A 26112-nucleotide genomic window follows, 5' to 3' on the forward strand; every position below is an offset into this window, starting at 1 on the left:
AAAAGGCGGCTATTATACTGGAAATTCCGCCGGACGATAAGAGAGAAGCGCGGCCTGACGCTCGTTTGCTGCACTCTTATTGCGTATTCTCACAAAAATTAACAAAATTATCCGACCGATAACAGGCCATCACGTCGTAAGGTGTAGCCGAAGCTATTCATTTAACTGGAGTTACTATGTCGACACTTGATGCCACCAAAACTGCACTTGTGGTGATTGATTTACAGGAAGGGATCCTCCCCTTTGCCGGTGGCCCACATACCGCTGACGATGTGGTCAGCCGTGCGGCCCGTCTCGCGGAAAAATGCCGTGCCAGCGGTGCGCCTGTTATCATGGTGCGCGTCGGCTGGTCAGCGGATTTCGCCGAAGCGTTGAAACAGCCGGTCGATGCACAGGCTGCCGCGCACGCATTGCCGGACAACTGGTGGACATATCCTCTCTCGCTCGGCAAACGCGACAGCGATATCGAAGTCACCAAACGCCAGTGGGGCGCGTTCTACGGCACCGATCTGGAGCTGCAGCTGCGCCGTCGCGGGATCGACACCATTATCCTGTGCGGGATCTCCACCAACATCGGCGTGGAATCAACGGCCCGCAATGCCTGGGAGCTGGGCTTTAATCTGGTGATCGCCGAAGATGCCTGCAGCGCGGCATCTGCGGAGCAGCATCAGGGTAGCATGACCCACATCTTCCCGCGCATCGGTCGCGTACGCAGCACAAGCGAGATTTTAAGCGCCTTATGATATACGTGGGCCTGCCCCAGTGGTCGCACCCGAAATGGGTGCGTCTGGGCATCACCAGCCTTGAAGAGTATGCCCGCCACTTCAACTGTGTCGAGGGTAATACCACGCTGTACGCGCTCCCCAAAGCAGAGATTGTTGAGCGCTGGCGGGAACAAACCACGGACGCGTTTCGCTTCTGCTTTAAATTTCCGGCGACTATCTCCCACAACGCCGCGCTGCGTAACTGCGGTGACTTAACCGAAGAGTTCTTTACGCGCATGTCCCCGCTGGCCAACCGAATTGGCCAATACTGGCTCCAGCTTCCCGCCACCTTTGGCCCACGCGATTTGCCCGTGCTGTGGCAGTTTCTGGATGTTCTGCCCCGCGAATTCACCTACGGCGTAGAAGTCCGACACCAGGACTTCTTTGCGAAAGGTGAGGCCGAACGCGCGCTCAATCGCGGTCTTCTTGAACGTTCCATTAACCGGGTGATCCTCGATAGCCGCCCGGTACACAGCGCAATTCCTCATAATGAGGCTATTGTGGATGCCCAGCGCAAGAAGCCAAAAGTTCCGGTGCATGCCATCGTGACCGCGCAAAATCCAATGGTCAGGTTCATCGGCAGCGATAACATGCAGCAAAATCAGGATATGTTCGCCGTCTGGCTGCAAACGTTAGCGAAATGGGAGCAAACGACCACGCCCTATCTTTTCCTGCACACCCCCGACATTGCCCAGGCTCCCGAACTGGTCGATGCTCTCTGGCAGGCCTTGCAGGCCGCGGTACCGTCCGTCGGCAGCGCCCCTTCTATTCCACAACAATCTTCTCTTTTTTGAGGAAGGCACTTATCATAGAGAGGTGCCATCTGCCAAATAACAGGGAGTTTGTATGGTCAGCGCGCTGTATGCGGTGTTAGGTGCATTACTGCTGATTAAGTTTTCATTTGATGTTGTGCGCCTGAGAATGCAATACCGCGTCTCCTACGGTGACGGTGGTTTTTCCGAACTGCAGAGCGCCATTCGCATTCACGGTAACGCGGTTGAATACATTCCCGTCGCGCTGATCCTGCTGCTGTTTATGGAAATGAACGGGGCAGAAACCTGGATGGTGCACGTCTGCGGCCTGCTCCTGATTGCGGGTCGGTTAATGCATTATTATGGCTACCACCACCGCGTATTTCGCTGGCGTCGTTCCGGCATGAGCGCGACCTGGTGTTCGCTTGTGCTGATGGTGCTGGCTAACCTTTGGTATATGCCGTGGGAGTTGGTTTTCTCCTTCCGTTAGCGCACAATACGCCCCTTTATTTTTCCCGGATTTTTACGTTATGTCAGATCGCGACACGCTTTTTTCCGCGCCTATCGCCAGCCTGGGCGACTGGACCTTTGATGAACGGGTAGCCGAAGTCTTCCCGGATATGATCCAGCGCTCTGTTCCCGGTTACTCCAATATTATTTCTATGATCGGCATGCTGGCTGAACGTTTCGTTCAACCCGACACGCAGGTCTATGATCTGGGCTGTTCGCTCGGCGCGGCAACGCTGTCGATCCGTCGTAACGTACGTCAGGATGACTGCAAAATCATTGCCGTCGATAACTCTCCGGCCATGGTCGAACGCTGTCGACGCCACATTGACGCCTATAAAGCGCCCACCCCTGTCGAGGTGGTGGAAGGCGATATTCGTGATATCGAGATCAAAAACGCGTCGATGGTGGTACTGAATTTTACCCTGCAGTTCCTGGTGCCTGAAGACCGCCAGCTGCTGCTGGACAAAATTTATAAAGGTCTGAATCCCGGTGGCGCGCTGGTGCTCTCAGAGAAGTTTAGCTTTGAAGACGCTAACGTAGGCGAACTGCTGTTCAACATGCACCACGATTTCAAGCGTGCGAACGGCTACAGCGAGCTGGAGATCAGCCAGAAGCGCAGCATGCTCGAAAACGTGATGCTGACGGACTCCGTAGAAACCCACAAGGCGCGCCTGCGCAAAGCGGGATTTGAGCACAGTGAACTGTGGTTCCAGTGCTTTAACTTTGGCTCTCTGGTGGCGCTGAAAGCTGAGGATGCAGCATGATTGAGTTCGGCAACTTCTATCAGCTGATTGCAAAAAATCACCTCTCCCACTGGCTGGAAACCCTGCCTGCGCAAATCGCCACCTGGCAGCGCGATCAGCAGCATGGGCTGCTTAAGCAGTGGTCCAACGCGGTGGAGTTTCTGCCGGAACTGACGCCGCACCGCCTGGATCTGCTGCACAGCGTGACGGCGGAAAGTAAAGAGCCGCTCCCTGCCGGGCAGATAAACCGCATCGAGACCCTGATGCGTAACCTGATGCCGTGGCGCAAAGGGCCGTTCTCGCTGTACGGTGTGGACATTAATACCGAATGGCGCTCAGACTGGAAATGGGATCGCGTTCTGCCACATCTTTCAGACCTGAGCGGGCGCACCATTCTGGACGTGGGCTGCGGCAGCGGTTACCACATGTGGCGCATGATTGGCGCAGGTGCCCATTTGGCCGTCGGTATCGACCCGATGCAACTGTTCCTGTGCCAGTTTGAAGCGGTGCGTAAACTGCTGGGCAACGACCAGCGCGCGCACCTGCTGCCGCTGGGCATTGAGCAACTCCCTGCCCTGAAAGCCTTTGATACCGTCTTCTCCATGGGCGTGCTGTACCACCGTCGCTCCCCGCTTGAACACCTGTGGCAACTGAAAGATCAGCTGGTCAGCGGCGGCGAACTGGTGCTGGAAACGCTGGTGATTGAAGGCGATGAACATGCCGTTCTCGTGCCGGGCGATCGCTACGCGCAGATGCGCAACGTCTATTTCATCCCTTCCGCGCTGGCGCTGAAGAACTGGCTGGAAAAATGCGGGTTTGTGGATGTGCGGATTGCCGATGTCAGCGTGACCTCTCTCGAAGAACAGCGCCGCACCGACTGGATGATCACCGAATCGCTGGAGCAGTTCCTCGACCCGGCCGACCACAGCAAAACCATTGAAGGCTACCCGGCCCCGATGCGTGCAGTGTTGATTGCGACCAAGCCGTAACCCTTTAGCCGGGTGGCGGCTACGCCTTACCCGGCCTACTCGTAGCACGTTTTCTCCGAAATAGTTCAAGTTGCAGCAAGGCGGCAACGCAGCGAATCCCCGGGAGCTTACATCAGTAAGTGACCGGAGTGAGCGAGGCGGCCAACGCGGCTGCGGCTTGAAATATGAAGGAGAAAAAAAGGCCCCTGTTGAAATTGCAGGGGCCTGGTACAAGCAAGCATCATATTGGGCGACATGATGCGCGGTAAAAATCGGTACGTTGCTACACGTGATGACGTTCAATCAACGATTTCATTACCGCAACCGACTCTCCATCTACACCGTAGCGTGAGTACTCATCCGCTTCAGCATCCGTCGACATAGACAACCCTGTATTGCGATAACGCATGGGTGACGGTATCCATTGACCTGCCGAGCTGTGAAGCTCTTCTACCCCTGCGTCTAAAAACAGTTCCAGATTGCTGGCGCGTACTCCTGCGCCCGCCATGATTATTGGAACACCGGAATGTGCTTTTAGTTCCGTAATTAATTGCAGTCCTTTTTCAGCTGACGACTGCTGACCCGATGTCAGAATGCGCGCCACGCCAAGTTCTCCAAGCGTTTCAAAGGCCTGAAGCGGATCTTTACACATATCAAATGCACGATGAAAAGTGACGGCCAGCCCCTGCGCGGCGCTCATGACCTGACGCATGCGCGGTATATCAATATTGCCGTCTTCATCCAGCAGACCGGTTACCAGCCCCGGGAACCCCAGTTCCCGAACGAGCGCGATATCATCAAGCATGGCACTGAACTCGCCCGCCGTGTAACAAAAATCACCGCCGCGCGGACGAATAATCGGGTGAACGGGAATCGTGACGGCCTGACGGGCAGACTTCAACACGCCGCAGGATGGCGTCAGCCCGCCCTCTTTCGGTGCCGCGCACAGTTCAATGCGATCCGCACCCTGCTCCTGCGCGGTCACGGCACACTCCACGCTGTAACAACAAATCTCCAGCAGCGCCATTTAATCCTCCTTAATTTCCACTCAACGAACCATCATGTCACGCCATCCCTTTTTGGTCTCGGCCAGAACTCACAACTCTTAGGCTTCACTGGCAACGATCTGTTCGATCGTCCACGGATGAAACTTCACCGTGACCTGTCCGTCAGTAACGGCAAGCGTGGGATTGGGTAAACGTTCGCGCTCACCTTTTGGTGAACTCGTTTTCACATAGATACCCGGCTGGCTTAAGCCCTCGTCGGATAACAGCGCCAATGCGCGCGCATTCAGCGTTTCCGGCTCACCCGGCAGGACAATTTCGATATGTTCCCAGCCTTCATGCGGATAGCGTTTTTCGCCCGGCCACGGCAGTTCGACAACGGTGAACTGCCAGTGCGCGACACGCACCGGTTCATGTAGTTTGAACAGGCAGATTGGGCGACCATTAATGATATTCTCAGAAAGCAGTTCACCGCACTGCTCGAAACCGCGACGCCAGCGCTCGGCTGTCGCATTCTGATGACAGCGCAGAGAGATGTGATCGGCCTCAAGCGGTGCGATATCCAGACCCAGGCGGGTGGCAAGTTCTGTGAACGCCTGAGTGAAGCGCGGTAAATCTGCGGAAATATCATGCAGTTCGTCAATGGTTTGCCAGTTCGCCATACGTCAGTCTCTTATCATGTCGCAAAGCCGCTAATTTACTCTGTTCCCCCCTTTCGACCAACCGCAGAATAGGGGTTTTTACGACTGCATGATTATGCACACCTTCTTAGCCTGGATTCTGTACTATCTTCAGCCCCCGCAATGCTGACGCCAGAGGGCATTTGCAGTATACTCCCGCCCTAAATTCTTTAACGGGCGCGGGTCGTTGTTCCCCCGCACCAAAAACGTAAGGTATCCAGGTGAATATTCAGGCTCTTCTCTCAGAAAAAGTCAGTCAGGCACTGATTGCCGCAGGTGCGCCTGCGGATTGCGAACCGCAGGTTCGTCAGTCAGCAAAAGTACAGTTTGGCGACTATCAGGCTAATGGCGTGATGGCAGTGGCTAAAAAACTGGGCATGCCGCCGCGACAGCTCGCTGAGCAGGTACTGACGCATCTGGATCTCACCGGGATTGCCAGTAAGACTGAAATCGCCGGTCCGGGCTTTATCAACATCTTCCTGGAGCCTGCGTTCCTGGCAAGCCACGTTGACGCGGCGCTGAAATCAGACCGTCTGGGCGTTTCCCAGCCGAAGGCGCAGACGATTGTGATCGACTACTCCGCGCCAAACGTGGCGAAAGAGATGCACGTCGGTCACCTGCGTTCCACCATTATCGGCGACGCCTCCGTGCGTACCAATGAATTCCTCGGTCATAAAGTGATCCGCGCGAACCACGTGGGCGACTGGGGAACTCAGTTCGGTATGCTGATTGCTTACCTGGAAAAACAGCAGCAGGAAAACGCTGGCGAAATGGCGCTGGCGGACCTGGAAGGCTTCTACCGCGAAGCGAAAAAGCACTACGACGAAGACGAAGCCTTCGCCGAGCGCGCGCGCAGCTACGTAGTAAAACTGCAGGGCGGCGACACGTACTTCCTCGAGATGTGGCGCAAGCTGGTTGACATCACCATGTCCCAGAACCAGCTGACCTATAACCGCCTGAACGTCACCCTGACCCGCGACGACGTGATGGGTGAAAGCCTCTACAACCCAATGCTGCCTGGCATTGTGGCAGACCTGAAAGCTAAAGGTCTGGCGGTAGAGAGCGAAGGTGCAACGGTGGTATTCCTTGATGAGTACAAAAACAAGGAAGGCGAACCAATGGGCGTCATCATCCAGAAAAAGGATGGCGGCTATCTCTACACCACCACCGATATCGCCTGTGCGAAATACCGTTACGAAACCCTGCATGCAGACCGCGTGCTGTATTACATCGACTCCCGCCAGCACCAGCACCTGATGCAGGCATGGACCATCGTGCGTAAAGCCGGTTACGTGCCGGATTCCGTACCGCTGGAACACCACATGTTCGGCATGATGCTGGGTAAAGACGGTAAGCCGTTCAAAACCCGCGCGGGCGGCACCGTTAAGCTCTCCGACCTGCTGGACGAAGCGCTGGAACGCGCCCGTCGCCTGGTCGCGGAGAAAAACCCGGACATGCCTGCCGACGAGCTGGAAAAACTGGCTAACGCTGTCGGTATCGGCGCGGTGAAATACGCGGATCTGTCCAAGAACCGTACCACCGACTATATCTTCGACTGGGATAACATGCTGGCGTTTGAGGGCAACACGGCACCGTACATGCAGTATGCCTACACCCGCGTGCTCTCCGTATTCCGTAAAGCCAATATCGACGAAAGCGTGCTGGCGAACGCCACAGTGAATATTACCGAAGATCGCGAAGCGCAGCTGGCAGCGCGTCTGCTGCAGTTTGAAGAGACGCTGACGGTTGTGGCGCGTGACGGTACGCCGCACGTGATGTGTGCTTACCTGTACGATCTGGCGGGTCTGTTCTCCGGCTTCTACGAGCACTGCCCTATCCTGTCGGCAGAAAGCGAAGCGGTTCGCAACAGCCGCCTGAAGCTGGCGCAGCTGACGGCGAAGACCCTGAAGCTGGGTCTGGATACCCTGGGTATCGAAACCGTAGAACGTATGTAAAAACAAAACCCGGCGCAAGCCGGGTTTTGTTTTGTAGCCCCGGTAAGCGCAGCGCCACCGGGGATATCCACAGGTTCAGAAGTATTTCCGCAAATACTCCGTCAAACAGAGAATCGCCATCGCCTGCCCATACGGCATGGAGGTGAGCGGGATCTGACGGTAAAACTCAAGATCGCTTCCCATCCCCGTACCGAACGACGTTTGCAGCAGTTCCCCTTCCGGCGAGATATTCTTCACGATACCGCGAATGGCTTTTTCTGCCACTTCGGCATACTCCGCGCCAACGTAGCGCTTGCGCACCGCCTTCAGAATGCCGTAAGCAAACCCGGCGGTAGCCGATGCTTCAAGATACGAATTCGGATCGTCGAGCAGCGTATGCCACAGCCCACTCTCATCCTGACATTTCGCCAGCGCCGCAACCTGCGCGTTCAGCACCTGCACCAGATAGCGGCGCACGGCGTTGTTTTCCGGCAGATCCACCAGCTCGAGGAAGTCCGGGATCACGATAGTGAGCCAGCTGTTGCCGCGTGCCCAGCGGGCATTGGCGAAGTTATGGTTGCCGTCGTAGCTCCAGCCGTGGAACCACAGGCCGGTCTCCCGATCCATCAGGTTTTGCACGTGCAGCAGGAACTGATAGACCGCCTCTTCAACGTACTCCGGCTTATTGAGCAGCTTGCCGATTTTCGCCAGCGGCAAAACCGTCATCATCAGCGTATCGTCCCACATCTGCTGATGGTTCTCTTCCGCGAGGGTGATGTGCTGCATGCCACCGTGTTCGGTGCGCGGCATCTCATTCATCGCCCATTCCGCCCAGCTTTCCAGCCACGGCAGCCAGGCCGGGTTTTTCGTCTCTTCGTAGCGATAGGCCAGCGTCAGGAACGGCGACATGGTATTGACGTTTTTGGTGGTTGCGCCTTCCGCAAAACGGTCGGCAAACCAGCCGTCGATAATCTCACGCATACCTTCATCGCCAGTCTGGCAGTAGTACTGCCAGATCCCATACAGGCCGACGCCGTGCGTCCATTCCCATCCGGCCCAGCCTTTGGTGTCGATTACGCGCCCGTCGTCCAGCCGCAGCAAAAATTGCCCCGTTTTGTCGTGGATATTGACCAGGTTATGCGTCACCTTTTGAATCAGCGACTTCAGCTCGTCCCGGGCGATAAAGCGCTCGGGTTGACGCAGTAACGGGCTATGTTTGACAGGCCAAACTTTCATCATCTTAACCTCTGTTGTATGTCGAATTCAGTACCGCGCGATCCTTCAGCGAAGGTGCCGCCGGTTTATTACGATTCAGATAACCAATGTTGTTATTGCCCCACAGTGACTCGTAAGGCATGCCGGCCAGCATTTCCACTGTCTCGCGGGCCTGCGGCGTAGCGGCTTCTGGCATCGCCCGGCCGGACTCGCGCATTTTGGCGGTCTCTTCGCGCAGCGTGCTGTGGGTCTGCAAATTGAGCTTGAAGCGCAGGGAAACGAGGAAGCCGCAGAACAGCACCAGAATGGTGCCCACGCTCAGGATCATCAGGATGGTGTGGCTCACTTCCGCAGGCTGCACTTTCTGACCGCTGACAAAGCCGGACATCTGCATCACGATGCCCACCAGCATCACCGCACCGGCCTGTGACGCCTTACGGGTCAGGGTCATGATCCCCGCGAAGATCCCCTCGCGGCGCTGGCCGGTGATCACTTCATCCACGTCGGCAATGTAGGTGTAGGTGTTCCACGGTACGTAGTTGATACCGCCGCGACCGAGGCCCGCCACCGCAGAGATCAGCAACAGCAGAGAGTAAACGTCGCTCAGACCCGCGTAGTAGAGCACGGCGTAAGAAATGGATGCCAGACCAAACAGCACCACCACCATGCGGTAAGACGGCGCAGGCCCGAAGCGAATGCACAGCGGGATCATCCCGATTACGGCCAGGAACTGGAAGATGGCCATCGTGCCCAGCAGGTTGGACGCCATAGAGGCTTCCTGCATCAGTACGAACACCACGTAGTAGGTGAACACCGCGTTAAAGACGTCCTGCGCGATGTACCCACCGAGGTACATACCCAGATGCTGGCGGAAAATCTTGATACGCAGCGTCGAGCTTAACTCCACGAACAGACGGTTCAGGCTCTGACCCAGCGTCAGCTTCTTCTTCTCCTCTTCGGCACGCAGCGCCGCTTCAGACCACTCCTCACGCGGGCGCTCCCAGGTAAAGAACCAAACGAAGGTCAGCATCAGCGCGCAGAGCACGGAGAAAACCAGGCTTGCGTAGAAGAAGGAAACCGCGTTGTCTTTCCCGAAATGGGTCAGCAGGATCCCCGGCAGGAAGGAGGCCAGAATGGCGGACATCTGCGCCATAGAGATACGCGCCCCGGAGAACTTGGTTTTCTGTTTAAAGTCATCGGTCATTTCCGGTACCAGCGTTTCGTACGGCACCAGAATCATGGTGTAGACAATATCAAACACCAGATAGGTCAGTAGGTAGTACCAGAAGCTCATGTCCCCTACCCACATCAGCGAGTAGCTGAACACGCACGGAATACCCAGCAGGATAAAGAACTTACGGCGACCAAAGCGCTTACCGAGCCAGGTCGTACCAAAGTTATCGGTCAAAAAGCCCATCAGCGGGCTGACAACGGCATCCAGCACCCTTGCAGCGGCAAAGATGAACGTTGCTTCAATCGGTGTGAGTCCACAGAAGGTGGTATAAAAATACAAAAGCCAGGCCGCCGTCAGCGCGGTGGTACCCGCGCCGAGGAAATCGCCTGACCCGTAAGCAAGATAATTTGCGAGTCCAATTTTACGTGTTTTCATTGCCGTCAACCCTAATCAGTTTTGGGAGACTCCCTGTAAGCAAACCTCGTCCGGGAGTTTTTACACGGCTACAGTAAAAGTATCGACTTGTTGATACCTTTCTGTTTCTGCCATCGCACAGGGGTGAATGGCAAAAATGCAAAGAGTGTCGTCACGCGTGTCACTTATTTATAAAACAGCGTTTCTATTGCATCAAAAGGCGAGGTCAATTTTGCGAGCCAGCCATCAGATTTGCCTGAAGGCTGGCGAAAAGGCAGGCAGTTAACGGTAGTTGACGATGACGGAATTGCGCTGAACCTTCAGCGCCGGGATCAGGCGACCGCCACCCGGCACCTCCCAGATAAACCGTAAAGGCTCGACGGCGGGCACACCGTTGAACGCCTGGGTCGTTCCGCTTTCACCGTCTATTTCGGTACAGCGCATCTGAGAGCAGAGACGCACCCGCAGCCCGGCGGGCGTTGGGCCAATCAGCGTATAGTTCCAGACCACCAGCGTCATGAGGCCAGAAGCCGGTTCCGGCGGCGACAGCGGACGCGAAGACATTGCCACCCCGCGATTGCTTAGCGTGACGCCCATGCTGCTGGCCTGCCACGTTCCCTCACCTGCGGCCTGCGCCACCAGCGGAAAAAAGAGTATCCATAGCCACTTCCGCATTATTTTCCTCCAATGGTCGCCGTCATACGAATGTGGCGATTGTCCGACAGCTCCATATTCGACAGCACCACCAGCTGGTTCAGGCTACGTCGCAGGAAGCGTGAAAGCAGCGGCCTCAGTGCATGATTCACCAGCAGAACCGGCGGCGCACCCAGCATCTCCTGTCGCGCCAGCGCCTCCTGCGTCTGCGCCAGCAAGCGGTCGGCCAGACCCGGCTCAAGGCCACCACCACCCTGCAACGCCTGCAGCAGCAGACGCTCAAGCGGCGTATCGAGTCCAATCACCTGCACTTCTCCGGTGCCAGGGAACCACTGCTGGGTGATCGCACGGCCCAGCGCCACGCGTACCACCGCCGTCAGCTCGTGCGGATCGCTTTGCAGCGGCGCGTGCTCGGCCAGTGTTTCCAGGATGGTGCGCATATCGCGGATCGGCACCTTCTCATCAAGCAGGTTTTGCAGCACCTTATGCAGCGTGGTCAACGTCAGCACGCCCGGAACCAGATCTTCCGTCAGCTTCGGCATCTCCTGCGTCACGCGGTCAAGCAGCTGCTGCGCTTCCTGACGCCCAAACAGCTCGGCGGAGAACTGCCCAATCAGGTGGTTGAGGTGGGTCGCCACCACGGTACTGGCTTCAACAACGGTATAGCCCTGAATCTGCGCCTGCTCTTTCAGGGCGCTCTCAATCCAGATAGCCGCCAGGCCAAAGGCTGGATCGATGGTTTGCTCGCCCGGCAGCGTGCCCGCGGCGGTGCCGGGGTTAATCGCCAGCCAGCGGCCCGGATAGGCATCACCGCTGCCAATTTCGACACCTTTCATCAGAATGCGGTAGCGCGCGGGCGGCAGATCCATATTGTCGCGAATGTGAACAACCGGCGGCAGGAAGCCCATATCCTGGGCGAATTTTTTACGGATGCTGCGGATACGCCCCAGCAGTTCGCCATCCTGCTGGAAGTCCACCATCGGGATCAGGCGATAGCCCACTTCCATCCCCAGTGAATCTTCCAGCTGCACGTCGTTCCAGGTGGCCTCCACGGCCTGGGTATTTTCCGGCATTTTCACCGGCGCGGGCTCTGCCGCCGGTTTCATTTCACGTCCGCGCATCCACCAGGCCAGGCCCAGCAGACCCGCGGTGAACAGCAGGAACACCAGGTTTGGCATCCCCGGCACCATGCCGAGCAGGCCCAACACCGCCGCCGACAGCAGCATCACGCGGGGGTTGCTGAACAGCTGCCCCACCATCTGCTCACCCACGTCCTGATCGGTACTCACGCGGGTGACGATAACGCCTGCTGCGGTCGAGATAACCAGCGCCGGGATCTGGGCGACCAGACCGTCACCGATGGTCAGCAGCGTATAGCTTTCCGCTGCATGCCCCATGTCCATCCCGTGCTGAAGGACGCCGACCAGCAGCCCCCCGACCACGTTGATGACCATGATCAGGATGCCCGCGATGGCATCACCGCGCACAAACTTACTCGCACCGTCCATCGAACCGTAGAAGTCCGCTTCCTGCGTCACCTCCGCGCGGCGCTTTTTCGCTTCATCTTCTGCGATAAGCCCGGCGTTCAGGTCGGCATCGATCGCCATCTGCTTGCCCGGCATCCCGTCCAGCACGAAGCGCGCGCCAACTTCCGCGATACGCCCCGCACCTTTGGTGATAACCATAAAGTTGATGATCACGAGGATGACAAACACCACGATACCGATGGCAAAGTTACCGCCCACGAGGAAGTGGCCAAACGCCTCAACCACTTTACCCGCCGCCGCCGCGCCGGTATGGCCTTCCATCAGAATGATACGGGTAGACGCCACGTTCAGCGCCAGTCGCAGGAGCGTGGTAAACAGCAGAATGGTCGGGAACGCCGCAAATTCCAGGGTGCGCTGGGTGAACATCGCCACCAGCAGCACCATGATGGACAACGCAATGTTGAATGTGAAAAGCAGATCGAGAATGAATGCCGGGAGCGGCAGTACCATCATCGACAGAATTAGCAGGATGAGAATCGGCCCGGCAAGGATCTGCCATTGGGTCGATTTCAGGTTGCCGGGCAGGCGCAACATTGCCACCAGATTAGCCATCAGTGTCCTTCTCGTTCAAAAAATCCAGCGCGTCAGGCACCGGAAGGTTTTCAGGTTTCACAGGTCGTTGACCGCCAGCCAGACGCCAGCGTTTTAATTGCCATACCCAGGCCAGCACTTCCGCCACGGCGGCATAAAGTTGACCTGGGATCTGCTGCCCAATTTCCGCATGGCGATATAAGGCACGCGCCAGCGGTGGCGCTTCAAGAATGGGGACGCGGTTCTCCGTCGCGATTTCACGGATACGCAGCGCGATAAGGCCAGCCCCCTTTGCCACCACTTTTGGCGCACTCATTTTGTTTTCGTCATACTGCAGCGCAACGGAATAGTGGGTCGGGTTGGTGACGATCACATCGGCTTTAGGCACGTCTTCCATCATGCGTCGACGAGCAGCCGCACGCTGCATCTGGCGGATACGCCCTTTCACGTGCGGGTCACCTTCCATCTGCTTATATTCGTCACGAATATCCTGACGCGACATGCGCAGCTTCTTGAAGTGGCTATAGAGCTGGAAGATGACGTCGAAGCCCACCATCGGGATGATGCTCAGCACCACCAGCAGCGAGCAAAGCCCGATGAGGTTCATGGCGTTGCGCATGGCGCTGAGCGGCGATTCGCTGATCAGGCGCATCATGTCAGGCCAGTTATGCCACAGATAAAACCCGGCAGCGCTGCCCATCAGGGTCGATTTAAGGATCGCTTTAACCAGCTCAGCCCCGGTCTGGGCCGAAAACATACGTGCTATACCGGGAAACGGGTTGAGTTTAGAAAACTTCGGCTGCAGCGATTTGCCACTGAACACCAGACCACCCAGCATGATCGGCGACACTATCGCCACCAGCACCACGCCGGTAATCAGCGGCAGTAAGGCGATCATGGCGCCTTTAATCAGAATAATGATTTGACCCAGAATGAGATTGGGATCGTTGACCATGCTGTGGTCAAAACGTAACCCAGAAGAGAGCATCCCCGCCAGTTTACGGGCGAGTGACTCCCCACCCAGCCAGATAATGCACACGCCTACGATAAGGATCAGCAGGGATGTCAGTTCTCGGGATCGGGGGATCTGCCCTTCCTCACGCGCTTTTTCAAGTCGGTGGGGTGTGGGGGCTTCCGTTTTGTCGTCGTTCTCTTCTGCCACAGTGCATGCTCAGCCCATTACGTCACGGGTATCATGCCAGCACCGCCTTTCATCAATGGGCTGAAAAAACCCTATAACCGGGTCTTTTTATCCAGTTTACGCTCACGCCCTGCCCTTCACCCGAGCGTGGATAGCGCAAATAATAAACGAACAAACAAAGTCCAGTTTTTTTTGATGTGTTTTATATTACAAAATGAATTAAGCACAACTTTAATGAACGTCGATGACAAAAAAATATCGAGAGGAAAATTAACATATACCGCCATTCTCACCGTTTGGTTTTGCATGAATGATATAAATATGTGAATTCGATAATTAATAGTAATTGAACCTCTACCTGTTATTATTCTGAAAACCAACCGCACTGCATTAGACTATATAATATTAATCCTGAAACACCCTTACCTGAGGGAAATTAATCGCTATAATTTCGCGCGGCATGATTTGACGTCGCGAAAACGTAAAGGGCATGCCAAATATAGCGTTCACTTTAAGGAAAATGTTAGATGGACTTAAAAAATAATATTTTTGCGGGCATAGCGCTCGCCGCCGTATCGATGAATAGTTTCGCCGCGGAAATGAATGCGGGCACCATTCACTTCACGGGTGAGATTATTGAACCAAGCTGTACGATCGAGGGTGACAATGGCACGGACAGCACTATTCCACTGGGCACCTATCCTAAATCAGTGTTTACCGAGGTTGGGAAAGAAACCACGTATATGCCGTTCACCATTACGCTGGCAAACTGTCCGTTAAAAAGCGACGGCCTCCCGGCAGTGCAGCTAACCTTCAACGGCCCAACGACGTTGACCGGTACCAATACGCTGCTCGACGTCAGTAAAATCACCACCACGGGCGACACCGCAGCAACCGGGATCGGCGTTGCCGTTAGCCCGGCGGGTAAAGATGACCAACTGATTACCATGGACGGTGCGGAAGGCCAGGTCTATATCGAGCTGGCAACAAAATCGTCAGACACTATTCAGGCGGATTTTAATGCCCGTTATAAATCCTTTGCTGCCGAGGTCACCGCCGGTCCGGCAGACGCGGATATGACGGTAAATATTCTTTACCGCTAATAATCGTCTTTTTGACATTCAGAGGATATATATATTTCTCAGCATCATGACGTTTAAGGAGTCATGCTCTGATAATAGTCCGGGTCCGGATTCGGACTATTATCATTTTTCTCAACCTCCTTTATTAAAGGTTTCACCATGCGCATTCCCCTCAAGCTCTTATTATGCATTCCTGTTATTGCGAGTACCCTTTGCCACGCAGCAGGCGTTCAGATAGGTCGCACACGCATAATTTACGATGCCGCAAAAAAGGAAGTTGCCCTGCCTTTACAAAATAACGATCGCGAACTGCCCTGGCTTATACAGTCCTGGACGGACACAGGTGATGGAAAAACGCACGGGCCTTTTATTGTAACACCGCCCCTCTTTCGCCTCGATCCACAAAAAGAGCAAAGCCTGCGCATTACCTGGAACGGCATGTCCTTACCGGGCGATAAAGAGTCGCTGTTCTATCTGAACGTGCGAACCGTCCCCGCCACGGCGGCGGATGAGGAAGACAAAAACGTCCTGCGTCTCATCTATAAAACGCGCCTGAAACTGTTCTGGCGTCCGGTCGGGCTGAGCGGCACTCCCTCCGAATCCTGTAAAAACCTGCGTTTTGTTCGTCACGGACAGCAGCTCACTGCCATCAACGACGGGGCGTTCTATAGCGTCTTTGATTCACTTGCGCTGGGCGCGCAAAAAGTCGAGAAAGCCGACATGGTTGGCCCTAAATCCAGCGTTGCCGTTCCGCTTCCAAACGGCGCGCAGGGTACGAGCGTCACCTGGCGCTGCATCACCGATTACGGCAACGCTTCCGAAAAATACACTTCTCCCCTGGCGCAGGATTAAAAGACCGCAATGATTACAGGACGTAATTATTTGTCACACGGGCGGATCTTTAGACTGAATCCGCTTTTGCACTGCCTTGGCGGCGTCTTGCTTATGGCGAGCTGCTCGTCGCAGGCCCGTGAGTATCGCTTCTCTCCTTCATCGCTCGAAGGGGATATGCTGTCCCAACAGGATATCGACCTGTCACTTTTTTCAAAGTCGAACGCTCAGCTTCCCGGCACCTGGTCTTCAAGAATTCAGGTGAATGACCGGCGCCTGAGGGACGCCACTGTCACCTACGTCAGCTCTCCGCAAGGGGCACTGATACCACAGCTCACGCCAGATATGCTGCGCGCCTGGGGGATCGCTGTCGATCGTTATCCCGAATTGCAGGCACTGCCAGCCAGTGAGCCCCTGCCCAACACGCTCGGCAGCTACATACCCCTGGCGTCCGCGCAGCTTGATTTCTCGACCATGACATTAGCGCTGAGTATTCCTCAGGCCGCGTTAAACGGGTCCGGCCGTGATTACATCGATCCCTCGCGCTGGGACGACGGGGTGCCCGTCATGTTCAGTGACTATGCGTTCTCAGGGTCAACAAATAAGGACAGCGGGAACAACAGCATTACCAATCAGTACCTGAATTTGCGCACCGGCGCCAATCTGGGCGGCTGGCGAGTGCGCAACTATTCGACGTGGAGCCATTCGGACAGTGAAAACCAGTGGGAGACCATCAATACCTTCCTCCAGCATGACGTCGATGCCCTTAGGACGCAGTTCACCGCCGGAGAGAGCAACACACGGGGCGAGGTTTTCGATAGCTTACAGTTCCGCGGCGTCAACCTTGCGTCGGATGAAGAGATGCTGCCCTACAGCCAGCGAGGGTACGCCCCCGTCATACGCGGCATCGCCAGCTCGAACGCGGAAGTCTCGGTGCGTCAGAATGGCTATCTTATCTACCAGCAAAATGTCGCGCCGGGGGCGTTCGAGATCAATGACCTCTATTCCACCACCAACAGCGGCGATCTGGACGTCACGGTGAAAGAGGCCGACGGCACCGAGCACCACTTCACGCAGCCCTACTCCAGCATCGCGGTCATGCTGCGCCCGGGACGTATGAAGTACGAACTGACGGCGGGCCGTTACCGCGCTGACAGCGGGAGCGATCAAAAGGAGCCCGACTTTCTCCAGGGAAGCATGATTTACGGTGTAAACAACCTGCTCACCGGGTTTGGGGGGCTGACGCTATCGCGAGACTATAGCGCCGCCAATGCTGGCGTTGGCCTGGCGCTTGGGCAACTGGGCTCGCTGTCGGCTGACGTCACCCTGGCCGATACCCGGCTCGACGATGACAGTCAGCATACGGGCCAGTCATGGCGTCTGCTTTATACCGGCAAACTGGATTCGACCAATACCAACTTCAGCCTGGGCAGCTATCGCTACTCCAGCCGCGGATACTACAGTTTTGCCGATGCTAACCAAAAGCTTGACGGCCACGAAGACGATCTGCTGTTTCGTTACAATAAGCGCAACCGCATTCAGGCCAGCGTCAGCCAGACCCTGGCAGGACTCAGCCTTTATCTTAACGGCTATCAGCAGGATTATTGGGGCACCTCAAATAAGGAGCGCAGTCTGTCGGTTGGCATGAATACCGTTATTGCCGGGACGAGTTACCATCTGGCCTATACCTACAGCAAAACCAACGGCGAAGAGTCCGACAGAATGGTCTCTTTCGGGTTCAGCATTCCTCTCGCCAGATGGCTGCCCCGCGCCTGGAGCAGCTATAACATCAGCAACACCAAAGACGGCTATACGCGGCAAAACCTTGGCTTCAGCGGCACGCTGCTGGATGACGAGCGCCTGAGCTACTCGCTGCAGCAGAGCCACTCCAACCACGACGGAGAAGATACCAGCAGTGTATACGGCAGCTACCGTTCGCAATACGCCAACCTGACCGCCGGTTATTACGCTTCCAGTGATACCTCTCAGCAGCTTAACTATGGCATTAGCGGCGGTATTGTTGCCCATCCTCAGGGCATCACGCTGGCTCAGCCTTTAGGCAGCCAGTTTGCCATCGTGAGCGCCAACGACGCTTCCGGCGTCCGCTTCCAGAACCAGCGAGGCATACAGACCGACTGGCAGGGCAACGCCGTCATTCCGTCGCTTACCCCATACCAGGAAAACACTATTCGTATTGATACCTCGAGCCTGCCGGAAAACGTGGACAGCAGCAATACCGCCATCACCGTCATTCCCTCGCGCAACGCAGCGGTGCTGGCCAGATTCGACGCTCACACAGGCTATCGGATGCTGATCACCCTGAAGCGTCCAAACGGAGTGCTCGTCCCATTCGGTGCCATCGCGACCAGCAACGCCCCGGTGATGAGCGGCATTGTCGATGATACCGGCACCGTCTATCTGGCCGGTATTGGGGAGGCTGTAGAACTCACGGTGAAATGGGGTCATGCCGCAGGCCAGCAGTGCCGCGCCAGCATTACCCCATCGTCAGCCAGTCAAACTGAAAGCCCTAACGGTATTCGTTCGGTTAGCGCACTTTGTCAGCAGGAATAAATATGGCAACTATCTTCATGAAACAGGCCGTCCGGGCCTTACTGACTACGGCATTAAGCCTGGCTGCGACCACCCCGTGCCAGGGCGCGGTGACGTTACTCCACAACTGCTTCGGGGCGCCGCAAACCTACACCACCTCGTTCGACCATGAATTTTCGTCCAGCGATAATATTGCCAATCATGATTACGATGTGCCCGACCATCTGGTCGGCAATGGCCCGGACAGTGTGGCCAACTGCAGTTGCCCGGGAAATCTCTTTTCTTCCAGCACAATCTATGAAAAAACGCTGGCTGGCAGCCCGCTGAGTCCGGGAACAAACGGCTATGGCTATTTGACCGATAAAATTGATGCCGATATCACCGGCTACGCCGACGCCATCAACTCTCCAGACGGCAGTTTTTTGACTCCGCTAACTATCAATGATTACCCGACACCCAGGGGTAGCATGCATAGCGTTACCGAAAGCTCACTATCCAAAACCGAGGGTGATGCCAGCGTCTGCAGCAGTGACACCCGGCCGACCGGCGCTGCCGCGGTAAAGCGCAATTTCCGATGGAACGTCGTGGCGATCGTGCTGCACGTAAAAAAACCCATCCTGGGACAAGAGGCGATCCCGCCAACGATCGTCGCGCAAAACTACGCCTGCCTTTATTTCGGCACGGGGGCAAGCTGCGATCCCGCAGAGGCGGAACATGTCTCAGATATCTGGTTTAGCGGCACGCTATCGGCGCCGCTAAGCTGCACCATCAACGCGGGGAGCACCATTGAGGTTGAATTCGGCAGCATTGTCAGCAAGCAATTCATCAGTAAGGGGCAGCCTCCTAAAGGCTATGCCCTCAAAAATGTCGAGATTGCTTACCACTGCGACGATAACGCCGTCGGGAATACGGACCGGATAAAGCTCACGCTCTCAGCAGACCAGGGCGTGGCAGATAGCAGTACGCCGTACATTGCGAAGCTTCTGGAAAGAGACGATCTCGGCGTGCGGGTGTACGATGAAAACAGCGAGAACGTCGCGCTGGATGGCACCTATGAGTTTCCGGTGACGATGGACGAGCAGGGAAACGGCGTGGTCAACATTCAGGCGGCGCCAGTGAGCACCACAAATGCCGAGCCTGAACCGGGCCGCTTTGAGGGTAACGTGACGGTGAAGATGGATCTTCGCTAGCAGAATAACCCTCAGGTTGAAACAGCACCTGAGGGTTATCCGTTCAATCAGAAGCCGAGGCTGTCCAGCAGGTCGTCCACCTGGTCCTGGCTTGCCACAACGCCCGCTTTGGTGGCGTCGAGCTGTGGGCCATTGAGCAGGCTTTCGTTCTCGCGTTTCGGACGGGCAGCCGGTTCCGGGATGTTCTCCAGCAGCACCATCAGCAGCTGACGTTCAATCTCCTGAATCACATCCATCATGCGCTTGATAACCTGACCGGTGAGGTCCTGGAAATCCTGCGCCATCATGATGTCCAGCAGCTGTGCGTTGGTGAAACTGGTGTGGCCCGGCACATCGCCCAGGAACTGGCGGGTATCGGTCACCAGCTCGCGCGCGTCAGCCAGCTCGATAGGGTTTTCAAACCACTCGTCCCAGCGTTGGGTGAGCGCTTTCGCGCCCTTCTCCATCGCGTCCTGATGCGGCTGTGACGCTTCAACGCTGTTCAGCGCACGTTCAGCGGCCTGCGCGGTCATCTGCACAACGTAGTCCAGACGGTCACGTGCATCAGGAATCGCTTCTGCTGCTTCGGCGATAGCCTGATCCAGTCCCAGTTCACGCAGGCTGTCGCGCAGCATGCGCGTCAGGCTACCAATGCGGGCGATAATGTCGCTCGGTGAATGTTCTTCAACGGGTTTCATAGCAGGTTGCAACATATCCATCACCTCACATGCCGAGTTTCTCGAAGATCTTGCCGAGCTTCTCTTCCAGGGTTGCTGCAGTGAATGGCTTCACTACATAGCCGCTTGCGCCCGCCTGGGCTGCTGCAATGATGTTCTCTTTTTTCGCTTCTGCGGTCACCATCAGCACCGGCAGTGACGCCATACCGGCATCGGCACGAATGGTTTTCAACAGTTCCAGACCATCCATGTTCGGCATGTTCCAGTCGGAAATCACAAAACCAAAGCCACCCGCCTGCAGTTTGTTCAGCGCATCAACGCCGTCTTCTGCTTCTTCAACGTTGTTGAAGCCCAGCTCTTTCAGCAGGTTACGCACGATGCGACGCATGGTGGAAAAGTCATCCACAACCAAAAATCTGAGCTCTTTGTCCGCCATAAAACTACACTCCTCTTTAAATACGTATTGCCTGTCCGGCACTGATTTTCGCCAGCATCTGCTGGCTTACCTGGCTAAGATCGACCACTTCGCTCACGCCACCCATATTGATGGCCTCGCGCGGCATGCCGAACACCACACAACTTGCTTCATTCTGCGCAATCGTCCAGGCGCCAGCCTGGTGCATCGCAAGCATTCCGGCGGCACCGTCGTTGCCCATCCCCGTCAGGATCACTCCCACGGCGTTGCGCCCCGCATGTTTCGCCACCGAATGAAACAGCACATCCACCGACGGACGGTGCCGGTTAACCGGCGGTCCGTCATGAATTTTGATTTGATAGTTCGCGCCGCTGCGCGACAGCTCCATGTGCTTATCGCCCGGCGCGATGTACGCATGTCCCGGAAGCACGCGCTCGCCGTCTTCCGCCTCTTTCACGCTGATCTGACACAGTTTGTTCAGACGTTCAGCGAACGAGCGGGTAAATCCCGGCGGCATATGCTGCGTAATGAGAATACCCGGACTTGATAGCGGCAATGGCTGGAGTACATGACGAATTGCCTCTGTTCCTCCAGTTGACGCCCCAATCACCAGCAGTTTTTCCGAACTGAGTAACGGACCGGCCTTCAGCGTTGCCGGTGCCGACAGCGGTTTGTGCGCCGCAAGCTTCGCCCGGGACGCAGTGCGGATCTTCTCGGCAATCATCTCGCTGTAGGCCAGCATCCCTTCGCGGATGCCGAGCTGAGGCTTGGTGACAAAGTCCACCGCCCCCAGTTCGAGCGCGCGCAGGGTGATTTCCGAGCCCTTCCCGGTCAGGGAGGAGACCATCACCACCGGCATCGGGCGCAGGCGCATTAATTTTTCAAGGAAATCGATGCCATCCATGCGCGGCATTTCGACATCCAGCGTCAGTACGTCGGGGTTATATTTTTTAATTAAATCCCGCGCTACCAGAGGATCGGGAGCGGTCGCCACCATCTCCATATCGCTGTGGCTATTGATGATTTCAGTCATGATCTGGCGCATCAGCGCCGAATCATCGACAGACAATACCCTGATTTTACTCATGCTTTTTCCTTACTCAGCGCATATACCGTTTGCCCACGCAGGCTAAACTCACGCACGAGGTTGCTGAAGTTTTCCGAGTGCCCGGCAAACAGTAAACCGTCAGGCTTGAGCAACGGAACAAAGCGACGCAAAATGTCCTGCTGCGTCGTTTTATCAAAATAGATCATGACGTTACGGCAAAAAATGGCGTCGAACGGACCCGGCACGTTGTACTGCTTATCCAGCAGGTTAACGGGCGCGAATTCGACGCAGTTCGCCAGCTCCTGGCGTACGCGTACCAGGCCTTCATGCGGGCCAGTGCCGCGCATGAAGTAACGCTGCAGCTGCTGAGGCGACAGCGTTTTCAGTTCGTCCTGGCGATAAACACCGTTACGCGCTTTCTCCAGCACCTCGGTGTCGATATCGCTGGCGTAGACTTTCCAGCGTCCGGGCGCCATGCCCAGCGTATCTGCAAGGGTGATCGCCAGTGAGTACGGCTCTTCCCCCGTCGAGGCGGCCGCACTCCAGACGCGATACTCGCCGCTGCGTCGACGCGCGTGGTCCGCCAGCACCGGGAAGTGGTGAGCTTCACGGAAAAACGCCGTCAGGTTGGTGGTTAATGAGTTAATAAAAGCCTGCCATTCGGCGCTGTTCTGGTTCGCTTCAAGCATGCTCAAATAGCGACCAAAATCATCCAGCCCAAGCGTGCGCAAGCGCCGCACCAGCCGGTTGTAGACCATGTCTCGCTTATGATCCGCAAGCACGATCCCCGCACGCTGGTAGATTAACTGACATATCCGACGAAAATGCGCGTCGGACAGCGCGAGGCGCTGTGTCATCTGTAACAATAATGACGTTTGCCCTGAGGGCGTGGGTGATGTCATAGCGCCTTCTTAATCACATTCAGGATACAACTGGCACGGCCTGCGACCGCCCGACTTCTGTTACTGCTTCAACGTGCTCTTTGACATTAAACACCGCGACCAGCCCGGTAAGATGGTCGGCCTGGTTTGCCAGCTGATCGGTCGCGGCTGCCGCCTCTTCCACTAACGACGCGTTCTGCTGCGTGACCTGATCCATCTGGCTGACGGCCTGGGCCACCTGCTCGATCCCACGGCGCTGCTCATCCGACGCCGAGGCGATTTCACCCATGATGTCGTTAACCCGGGTGACGGAAGTGACAATTTCGGTCATGGTTTTCGCCGCCGTATCGACCAGGGCAGAACCCTGCTGAACACGGGAGACCGACTCTTCTATCAGCCCTTTAATCTCTTTCGCCGCGTTGGCGCTGCGGCTCGCCAGGTTGCGCACTTCGCCCGCAACGACCGCAAACCCGCGCCCCTGCTCCCCCGCACGCGCCGCTTCAACGGCGGCGTTGAGCGCCAGAATATTGGTCTGGAACGCGATACCGTCAATCACGCTGATGATGTCGCCAATTTTCTGCGAACTGGCGGCGATATCCTGCATGGTGCTGGCCACGTGAGAGGCCTGGTCGCCCCCTCGCTTCGCCGTCATCGCCGCCTGTTTTGACAGATCCGACGCCTGACGCGCGTTGTCGGCGTTCTGGCTTACCGTCGCGGTCAGCTGTTCCATACTGGCCGCCGTCTGCGCCAGCGAGGCCGCCTGCTGTTCGGTGCGGGATGAGAGATCGTTATTGCCAGCTGCAATCTCTGAGATCCCGGTGTGCATGGCATAACTGCCCTGCCGCACGTCGCTCACCGTTTCCCGCAGCGATCCCTGCATCGCCTTCAGGCTGGCAAAGATGGCCGAAATTTCGTTCTTCCCGTACACCGCCACCGGACGCGCAAGGTTGCCTTTTGCAATGCTGTCGAAGTGGCTGCTGATAATCGCCAGCGGTTGCACAATCATCTTGCGTGCCCAGAACAACGCGCCGCCGGTCAGCAACCCCGCCAGAATCACGACCACGGCAAAGATGACGCCCGACATGTGATAGCTGGTACGGCTCGCTTCACCGGCACGCTGAACAGACTGGTTAATATCCTGCTGCCACGCGTTAAAGCTGCCGTCAAACGCCGCCTGAGACGCCTGTACCGGCGCGGTCATGAAATCCGAAAGCTGGTTGTTTTCAAGCCAGGTCGCCTGGTGGTCCAGATCGCTGTACCACTGTTCAAAATTCTTTTTCATGGCCGCTTTCAGCGCTTTCTCTTTCTCGCTGTCGGTGGCCTGCGCCGTGAAGGCTTTAAACTGTGCGTCAGCCTGCTTCAGGCTGTCGCGCGCGGTCGCCATCAGTGCCTTGATGTCATCCGGCGGATAGCTCAACGCGGTCAAGGTTCCCGCCTTGTTCAGCGCAGTACTTGCCTGCAACAGCACGGCACGGGTTTGTGCCAGCGAGGAGCGCTGCTGATTACTCGTCTCGACTTCCTGCAAATTCTGATAACCATCGCGAAACGCCCAAAAAGACAACCCGTTACTGCCAACCTGCAACACACCGCAAAGGATCAGAATCAAAAACAGTGTGGTCGAGATACGAATACGATTTAACATCCACGCTCCCATCAAGCGGCAAGCAGCCGCGGTTTAATTGTCAGTCAAAATGTTTCCCAGTTTTCTTCTTGTCCGGTCGTCGCGGTACGCGCAGGTGTTGCTGCTGTTGCTGCGGCGGGCGCACGATACATCGTATGTGAATCGACCGTTTTTGCTGCGAGTGAAGCGAGACGAAACGCCGAGACGGCCATCTTCAGACGGCTCGCCTGATCTTCCAGCGCAGCGGCCGCCGCAGCGGACTCCTGCACCAGCGCGGCGTTTTGTTGTGTCACGCGATCCATTTCCGATACCGCCAGGGCGACCTGGTCGATACCACGACTCTGCTCATCAGACGCAGAGGCGATTTCACCCATGATGTCCGTTACGCGGGTAACGGCATTCACGATGTCATTCATGGTCTCCCCTGCGCTTTCTACCAGCACGGAGCCGGTATCCACGCGGGAGACGGAATCTTCAATCAAGGCTTTGATCTCTTTCGCCGCATTGGCGCTGCGGCTGGCGAGGTTACGCACTTCCCCGGCCACCACCGCAAACCCGCGGCCCTGCTCACCGGCACGAGCGGCCTCAACGGCGGCGTTCAGCGCCAGGATGTTGGTCTGGAAGGCAATACCGTCGATGACGCTGATGATGTCGGCGATTTTCTTCGAGCTGTCGGCGATTTCGTGCATGGTCTTCACCACGCCATCCACCACGCGACCGCCGCGCTGCGCCGTCTCAGAGGCGCTTTCCGCCAGCTGAGACGCCTGACGGGCGTTATCGGCGTTCTGCTTCACGGTGGCCGTCAGTTCTTCCATGCTGGCTGCGGTCTCTTCCAGCGCAGACGCCTGCTGTTCCGTACGGGAAGAGAGGTCGTTATTCCCCATCGCAATTTCGCTGGTGCCGGTATAGATCGCCTCGGAGCCGTTACGCACGTTGGTGACGGTCTCCACCAGCGAGCGCTGCATATGGTCAACGCTGTTTGCCAGTTCGGTGATCTCGTTGCGCCCGGACACGGTCAGCGTTTTGGTCAGATCGCCTGAGGCGATGTCGCGGATATGCGCAATCACGCGGCCCAGCGGGTTGAGAAGGATGTGACGAATGCCGTACCAGACGGCCACCAGCACGATGACCAGCGCCAGCGCCAGCACGGCCATCTGCCATTTAGCGAAACGGTAGTCGTTCTGGCTTTCAGTAAATGCGGAGTGGTACAAGTCGCTGCTGGCTTTGGCATATTCACCCAGCGCCGCACCGAGTGCGTTTTGCATCCCCTGCGTCGGCTGAGCGAAATAGGCATCCATGTTGCCGCTCTCCAGGAACTGGATCAGCTCCGTCAGCCCGGCAAAGTAGGCGTTGTATTTCTCATCAATATTGGCACTCGCCTGCTCCATCGCAGGCTGCGGGGCAATCTTTTTGAAGGCGTCGTAATGTTTTGCCGCGTCGGCAAGCGTCGCACGCGCGTTTTTCAACAGGTCCGTTTTCGCACTGCTCTGCTGATTGTTGGGATCCATCATCATGCGCGCGGACGAACGGCTCAGGTTGATACGCGTTTGCAGCATCAGATCCCACGTCGTGGTCAGTTCACTCTGCTGCAGCCGCAGATCGTTCGAGGCCACGAAGCTGTCCTGGTTCTGTTTTAACGACGAAAAAAAGAGGCTACCGGAAATAAGCTGAAGAAGTGCGAAAATGACCAGCACCATCATAAGCATTGTGACAACGCGGATACGGTTCAACATACAACACCTTCTCATAGATTTATTAACGGTGTTATCGGCACAGGCCACAGGAACTTTACATTTGCGAAAGGGAA

At 56.4% G+C, this 26112-nt stretch carries 23 protein-coding genes; 10 read left to right on the forward strand and 13 right to left on the reverse strand.

The window, feature by feature from the left end:
- The first annotated feature begins 176 nt into the window (after positions 1–176).
- Genes EXW94_RS06390 through cmoB form a run of 5 tightly spaced genes read left to right on the forward strand, consistent with a single transcriptional unit; the run spans position 177 to position 3758 of the window.
- Positions 177–743, forward strand: coding sequence for a hydrolase (locus EXW94_RS06390; protein WP_174339744.1), 567 nt, complete (start codon positions 177–179; stop codon positions 741–743).
- A complete protein-coding gene (locus EXW94_RS06395; protein ID WP_174339745.1) occupies positions 740–1558 on the forward strand; it encodes a DUF72 domain-containing protein in 819 nt (272 codons plus the stop codon). Before EXW94_RS06390 ends, EXW94_RS06395 begins: the two co-directional genes overlap by 4 nt.
- A 52-nt stretch (positions 1559–1610) precedes the next feature.
- Entirely contained in the window at positions 1611–2006 is a 396-nt protein-coding gene (locus EXW94_RS06400; RefSeq protein ID WP_010432562.1) for an MAPEG family protein, read from the forward strand.
- 40 nt (positions 2007–2046) lie between these two features.
- Positions 2047–2790 (forward strand): carboxy-S-adenosyl-L-methionine synthase CmoA, encoded by a 744-nt coding sequence (cmoA, locus tag EXW94_RS06405; RefSeq protein WP_174339746.1) that lies wholly within the window; start codon positions 2047–2049, stop codon positions 2788–2790.
- The gene (cmoB, locus tag EXW94_RS06410; protein ID WP_108417580.1) at positions 2787–3758 is read left to right on the forward strand and encodes a tRNA 5-methoxyuridine(34)/uridine 5-oxyacetic acid(34) synthase CmoB; all 972 of its coding nucleotides are present in this window, start codon (positions 2787–2789) and stop codon (positions 3756–3758) included. The genes cmoA and cmoB overlap by 4 nt, the downstream gene beginning before the upstream one ends.
- A gap of 262 nt (positions 3759–4020) precedes the next feature.
- Here the strand turns inward: cmoB and cutC are convergent, their stop codons facing one another.
- Both cutC and EXW94_RS06420 read right to left on the reverse strand, forming a co-directional pair.
- A complete protein-coding gene (gene cutC / locus EXW94_RS06415; RefSeq protein WP_108417579.1) occupies positions 4021–4764 on the reverse strand; it encodes a copper homeostasis protein CutC in 744 nt (247 codons plus the stop codon).
- A 78-nt stretch (positions 4765–4842) separates the two neighbouring features.
- Positions 4843–5403: a VOC family protein gene (locus tag EXW94_RS06420; RefSeq protein ID WP_120157987.1), complete on the reverse strand. Its 561-nt coding sequence runs from the start codon at positions 5401–5403 to the stop codon at positions 4843–4845.
- A 239-nt stretch (positions 5404–5642) separates the two neighbouring features.
- On the opposite strand from EXW94_RS06420, the gene argS reads away from it, so the two are divergent.
- Positions 5643–7376 carry an arginine--tRNA ligase gene (gene argS / locus EXW94_RS06425; protein WP_010432547.1) on the forward strand — a complete coding sequence of 578 codons (1734 nt, stop codon included), beginning with the start codon at positions 5643–5645 and terminating at the stop codon, positions 7374–7376.
- A 75-nt stretch (positions 7377–7451) separates the two neighbouring features.
- On the opposite strand, the gene EXW94_RS06430 is transcribed toward argS, so the two are convergent.
- From EXW94_RS06430 to flhB, 5 genes are all read right to left on the reverse strand, one after another.
- Positions 7452–8591, reverse strand: a complete 1140-nt coding sequence (locus EXW94_RS06430) for a glycoside hydrolase family 105 protein (RefSeq protein ID WP_126816354.1) — start codon at positions 8589–8591, stop codon at positions 7452–7454.
- Between the two features lie 4 nt (positions 8592–8595).
- A complete protein-coding gene (locus tag EXW94_RS06435) occupies positions 8596–10179 on the reverse strand; it encodes an MFS transporter (protein ID WP_126816307.1) in 1584 nt (527 codons plus the stop codon).
- A 261-nt stretch (positions 10180–10440) separates the two neighbouring features.
- A complete protein-coding gene (locus tag EXW94_RS06440; protein WP_174339941.1) occupies positions 10441–10836 on the reverse strand; it encodes a flagellar protein FlhE in 396 nt (131 codons plus the stop codon).
- The gene (gene flhA / locus EXW94_RS06445) at positions 10833–12911 is read right to left on the reverse strand and encodes a flagellar biosynthesis protein FlhA (protein WP_089598182.1); all 2079 of its coding nucleotides are present in this window, start codon (positions 12909–12911) and stop codon (positions 10833–10835) included. Before flhA ends, EXW94_RS06440 begins: the two co-directional genes overlap by 4 nt.
- The gene (flhB, locus tag EXW94_RS06450; protein ID WP_010432535.1) at positions 12904–14052 is read right to left on the reverse strand and encodes a flagellar biosynthesis protein FlhB; all 1149 of its coding nucleotides are present in this window, start codon (positions 14050–14052) and stop codon (positions 12904–12906) included. Before flhB ends, flhA begins: the two co-directional genes overlap by 8 nt.
- A gap of 506 nt (positions 14053–14558) precedes the next feature.
- Between flhB and EXW94_RS06455 the strand changes: the two genes are divergently transcribed.
- The 4 genes from EXW94_RS06455 (at position 14559) to EXW94_RS06470 (ending at position 19684) form a co-directional block, all read left to right on the forward strand.
- Complete coding sequence (locus EXW94_RS06455) at positions 14559–15134, forward strand: fimbrial protein (protein WP_108417576.1); 576 nt, start codon at positions 14559–14561, stop codon at positions 15132–15134.
- Between the two features lie 138 nt (positions 15135–15272).
- Complete coding sequence (locus EXW94_RS06460) at positions 15273–15965, forward strand: molecular chaperone (protein WP_174339747.1); 693 nt, start codon at positions 15273–15275, stop codon at positions 15963–15965.
- 93 nt (positions 15966–16058) lie between these two features.
- The gene (locus tag EXW94_RS06465) at positions 16059–18515 is read left to right on the forward strand and encodes a fimbria/pilus outer membrane usher protein (RefSeq protein ID WP_254797806.1); all 2457 of its coding nucleotides are present in this window, start codon (positions 16059–16061) and stop codon (positions 18513–18515) included.
- Between the two features lie 2 nt (positions 18516–18517).
- The gene (locus tag EXW94_RS06470; RefSeq protein WP_228864729.1) at positions 18518–19684 is read left to right on the forward strand and encodes a fimbrial protein; all 1167 of its coding nucleotides are present in this window, start codon (positions 18518–18520) and stop codon (positions 19682–19684) included.
- Between the two features lie 47 nt (positions 19685–19731).
- On the opposite strand, the gene cheZ is transcribed toward EXW94_RS06470, so the two are convergent.
- Genes cheZ through tar form a run of 6 tightly spaced genes read right to left on the reverse strand, consistent with a single transcriptional unit; the run spans position 19732 to position 26038 of the window.
- On the reverse strand, positions 19732–20376 hold the full coding sequence (cheZ, locus tag EXW94_RS06475) for a protein phosphatase CheZ (protein WP_029485121.1): 645 nt from the start codon (positions 20374–20376) through the stop codon (positions 19732–19734).
- 10 nt (positions 20377–20386) lie between these two features.
- Positions 20387–20776: a chemotaxis response regulator CheY gene (gene cheY, locus EXW94_RS06480; protein WP_010432528.1), complete on the reverse strand. Its 390-nt coding sequence runs from the start codon at positions 20774–20776 to the stop codon at positions 20387–20389.
- A 16-nt stretch (positions 20777–20792) separates the two neighbouring features.
- A complete protein-coding gene (locus EXW94_RS06485; protein ID WP_120157981.1) occupies positions 20793–21842 on the reverse strand; it encodes a chemotaxis response regulator protein-glutamate methylesterase in 1050 nt (349 codons plus the stop codon).
- Positions 21839–22705 (reverse strand): protein-glutamate O-methyltransferase CheR, encoded by an 867-nt coding sequence (gene cheR / locus EXW94_RS06490; protein ID WP_100166014.1) that lies wholly within the window; start codon positions 22703–22705, stop codon positions 21839–21841. Before cheR ends, EXW94_RS06485 begins: the two co-directional genes overlap by 4 nt.
- A gap of 19 nt (positions 22706–22724) precedes the next feature.
- Positions 22725–24326: a methyl-accepting chemotaxis protein IV gene (tap, locus tag EXW94_RS06495; RefSeq protein WP_010432521.1), complete on the reverse strand. Its 1602-nt coding sequence runs from the start codon at positions 24324–24326 to the stop codon at positions 22725–22727.
- Positions 24327–24370: 44 nt separating this feature from the next.
- Positions 24371–26038, reverse strand: coding sequence for a methyl-accepting chemotaxis protein II (gene tar / locus EXW94_RS06500; RefSeq protein WP_174339749.1), 1668 nt, complete (start codon positions 26036–26038; stop codon positions 24371–24373).
- Between the last annotated feature and the right edge of the window lie 74 nt (positions 26039–26112).

This window comes from Enterobacter sp. JMULE2 (assembly GCF_013337145.1).
Taxonomy (GTDB): domain Bacteria; phylum Pseudomonadota; class Gammaproteobacteria; order Enterobacterales; family Enterobacteriaceae; genus Enterobacter; species Enterobacter mori.

What these genes read in the sequence shown, in the direction of transcription:
- cheY (WP_010432528.1), bottom strand. Translation starts at nt 20,776, where the DNA reads ATGGCGGACAAAGAGCTCAGATTTTTGGTTGTGGATGACTTTTCCACC.
- cutC (WP_108417579.1), bottom strand. Translation starts at nt 4,764, where the DNA reads ATGGCGCTGCTGGAGATTTGTTGTTACAGCGTGGAGTGTGCCGTGACC.
- flhA (WP_089598182.1), bottom strand. Translation starts at nt 12,911, where the DNA reads ATGGCTAATCTGGTGGCAATGTTGCGCCTGCCCGGCAACCTGAAATCG.
- cheZ (WP_029485121.1), bottom strand. Translation starts at nt 20,376, where the DNA reads ATGTTGCAACCTGCTATGAAACCCGTTGAAGAACATTCACCGAGCGAC.
- tap (WP_010432521.1), bottom strand. Translation starts at nt 24,326, where the DNA reads ATGTTAAATCGTATTCGTATCTCGACCACACTGTTTTTGATTCTGATC.
- EXW94_RS06400 (WP_010432562.1), top strand. Translation starts at nt 1,611, where the DNA reads ATGGTCAGCGCGCTGTATGCGGTGTTAGGTGCATTACTGCTGATTAAG.
- EXW94_RS06435 (WP_126816307.1), bottom strand. Translation starts at nt 10,179, where the DNA reads ATGAAAACACGTAAAATTGGACTCGCAAATTATCTTGCTTACGGGTCA.
- EXW94_RS06390 (WP_174339744.1), top strand. Translation starts at nt 177, where the DNA reads ATGTCGACACTTGATGCCACCAAAACTGCACTTGTGGTGATTGATTTA.
- EXW94_RS06395 (WP_174339745.1), top strand. Translation starts at nt 740, where the DNA reads ATGATATACGTGGGCCTGCCCCAGTGGTCGCACCCGAAATGGGTGCGT.
- tar (WP_174339749.1), bottom strand. Translation starts at nt 26,038, where the DNA reads ATGTTGAACCGTATCCGCGTTGTCACAATGCTTATGATGGTGCTGGTC.
- cheR (WP_100166014.1), bottom strand. Translation starts at nt 22,705, where the DNA reads ATGACATCACCCACGCCCTCAGGGCAAACGTCATTATTGTTACAGATG.
- EXW94_RS06465 (WP_254797806.1), top strand. Translation starts at nt 16,059, where the DNA reads ATGGCGAGCTGCTCGTCGCAGGCCCGTGAGTATCGCTTCTCTCCTTCA.
- EXW94_RS06470 (WP_228864729.1), top strand. Translation starts at nt 18,518, where the DNA reads ATGGCAACTATCTTCATGAAACAGGCCGTCCGGGCCTTACTGACTACG.
- EXW94_RS06455 (WP_108417576.1), top strand. Translation starts at nt 14,559, where the DNA reads ATGGACTTAAAAAATAATATTTTTGCGGGCATAGCGCTCGCCGCCGTA.
- cmoA (WP_174339746.1), top strand. Translation starts at nt 2,047, where the DNA reads ATGTCAGATCGCGACACGCTTTTTTCCGCGCCTATCGCCAGCCTGGGC.
- EXW94_RS06430 (WP_126816354.1), bottom strand. Translation starts at nt 8,591, where the DNA reads ATGAAAGTTTGGCCTGTCAAACATAGCCCGTTACTGCGTCAACCCGAG.
- EXW94_RS06485 (WP_120157981.1), bottom strand. Translation starts at nt 21,842, where the DNA reads ATGAGTAAAATCAGGGTATTGTCTGTCGATGATTCGGCGCTGATGCGC.
- cmoB (WP_108417580.1), top strand. Translation starts at nt 2,787, where the DNA reads ATGATTGAGTTCGGCAACTTCTATCAGCTGATTGCAAAAAATCACCTC.
- EXW94_RS06420 (WP_120157987.1), bottom strand. Translation starts at nt 5,403, where the DNA reads ATGGCGAACTGGCAAACCATTGACGAACTGCATGATATTTCCGCAGAT.
- EXW94_RS06460 (WP_174339747.1), top strand. Translation starts at nt 15,273, where the DNA reads ATGCGCATTCCCCTCAAGCTCTTATTATGCATTCCTGTTATTGCGAGT.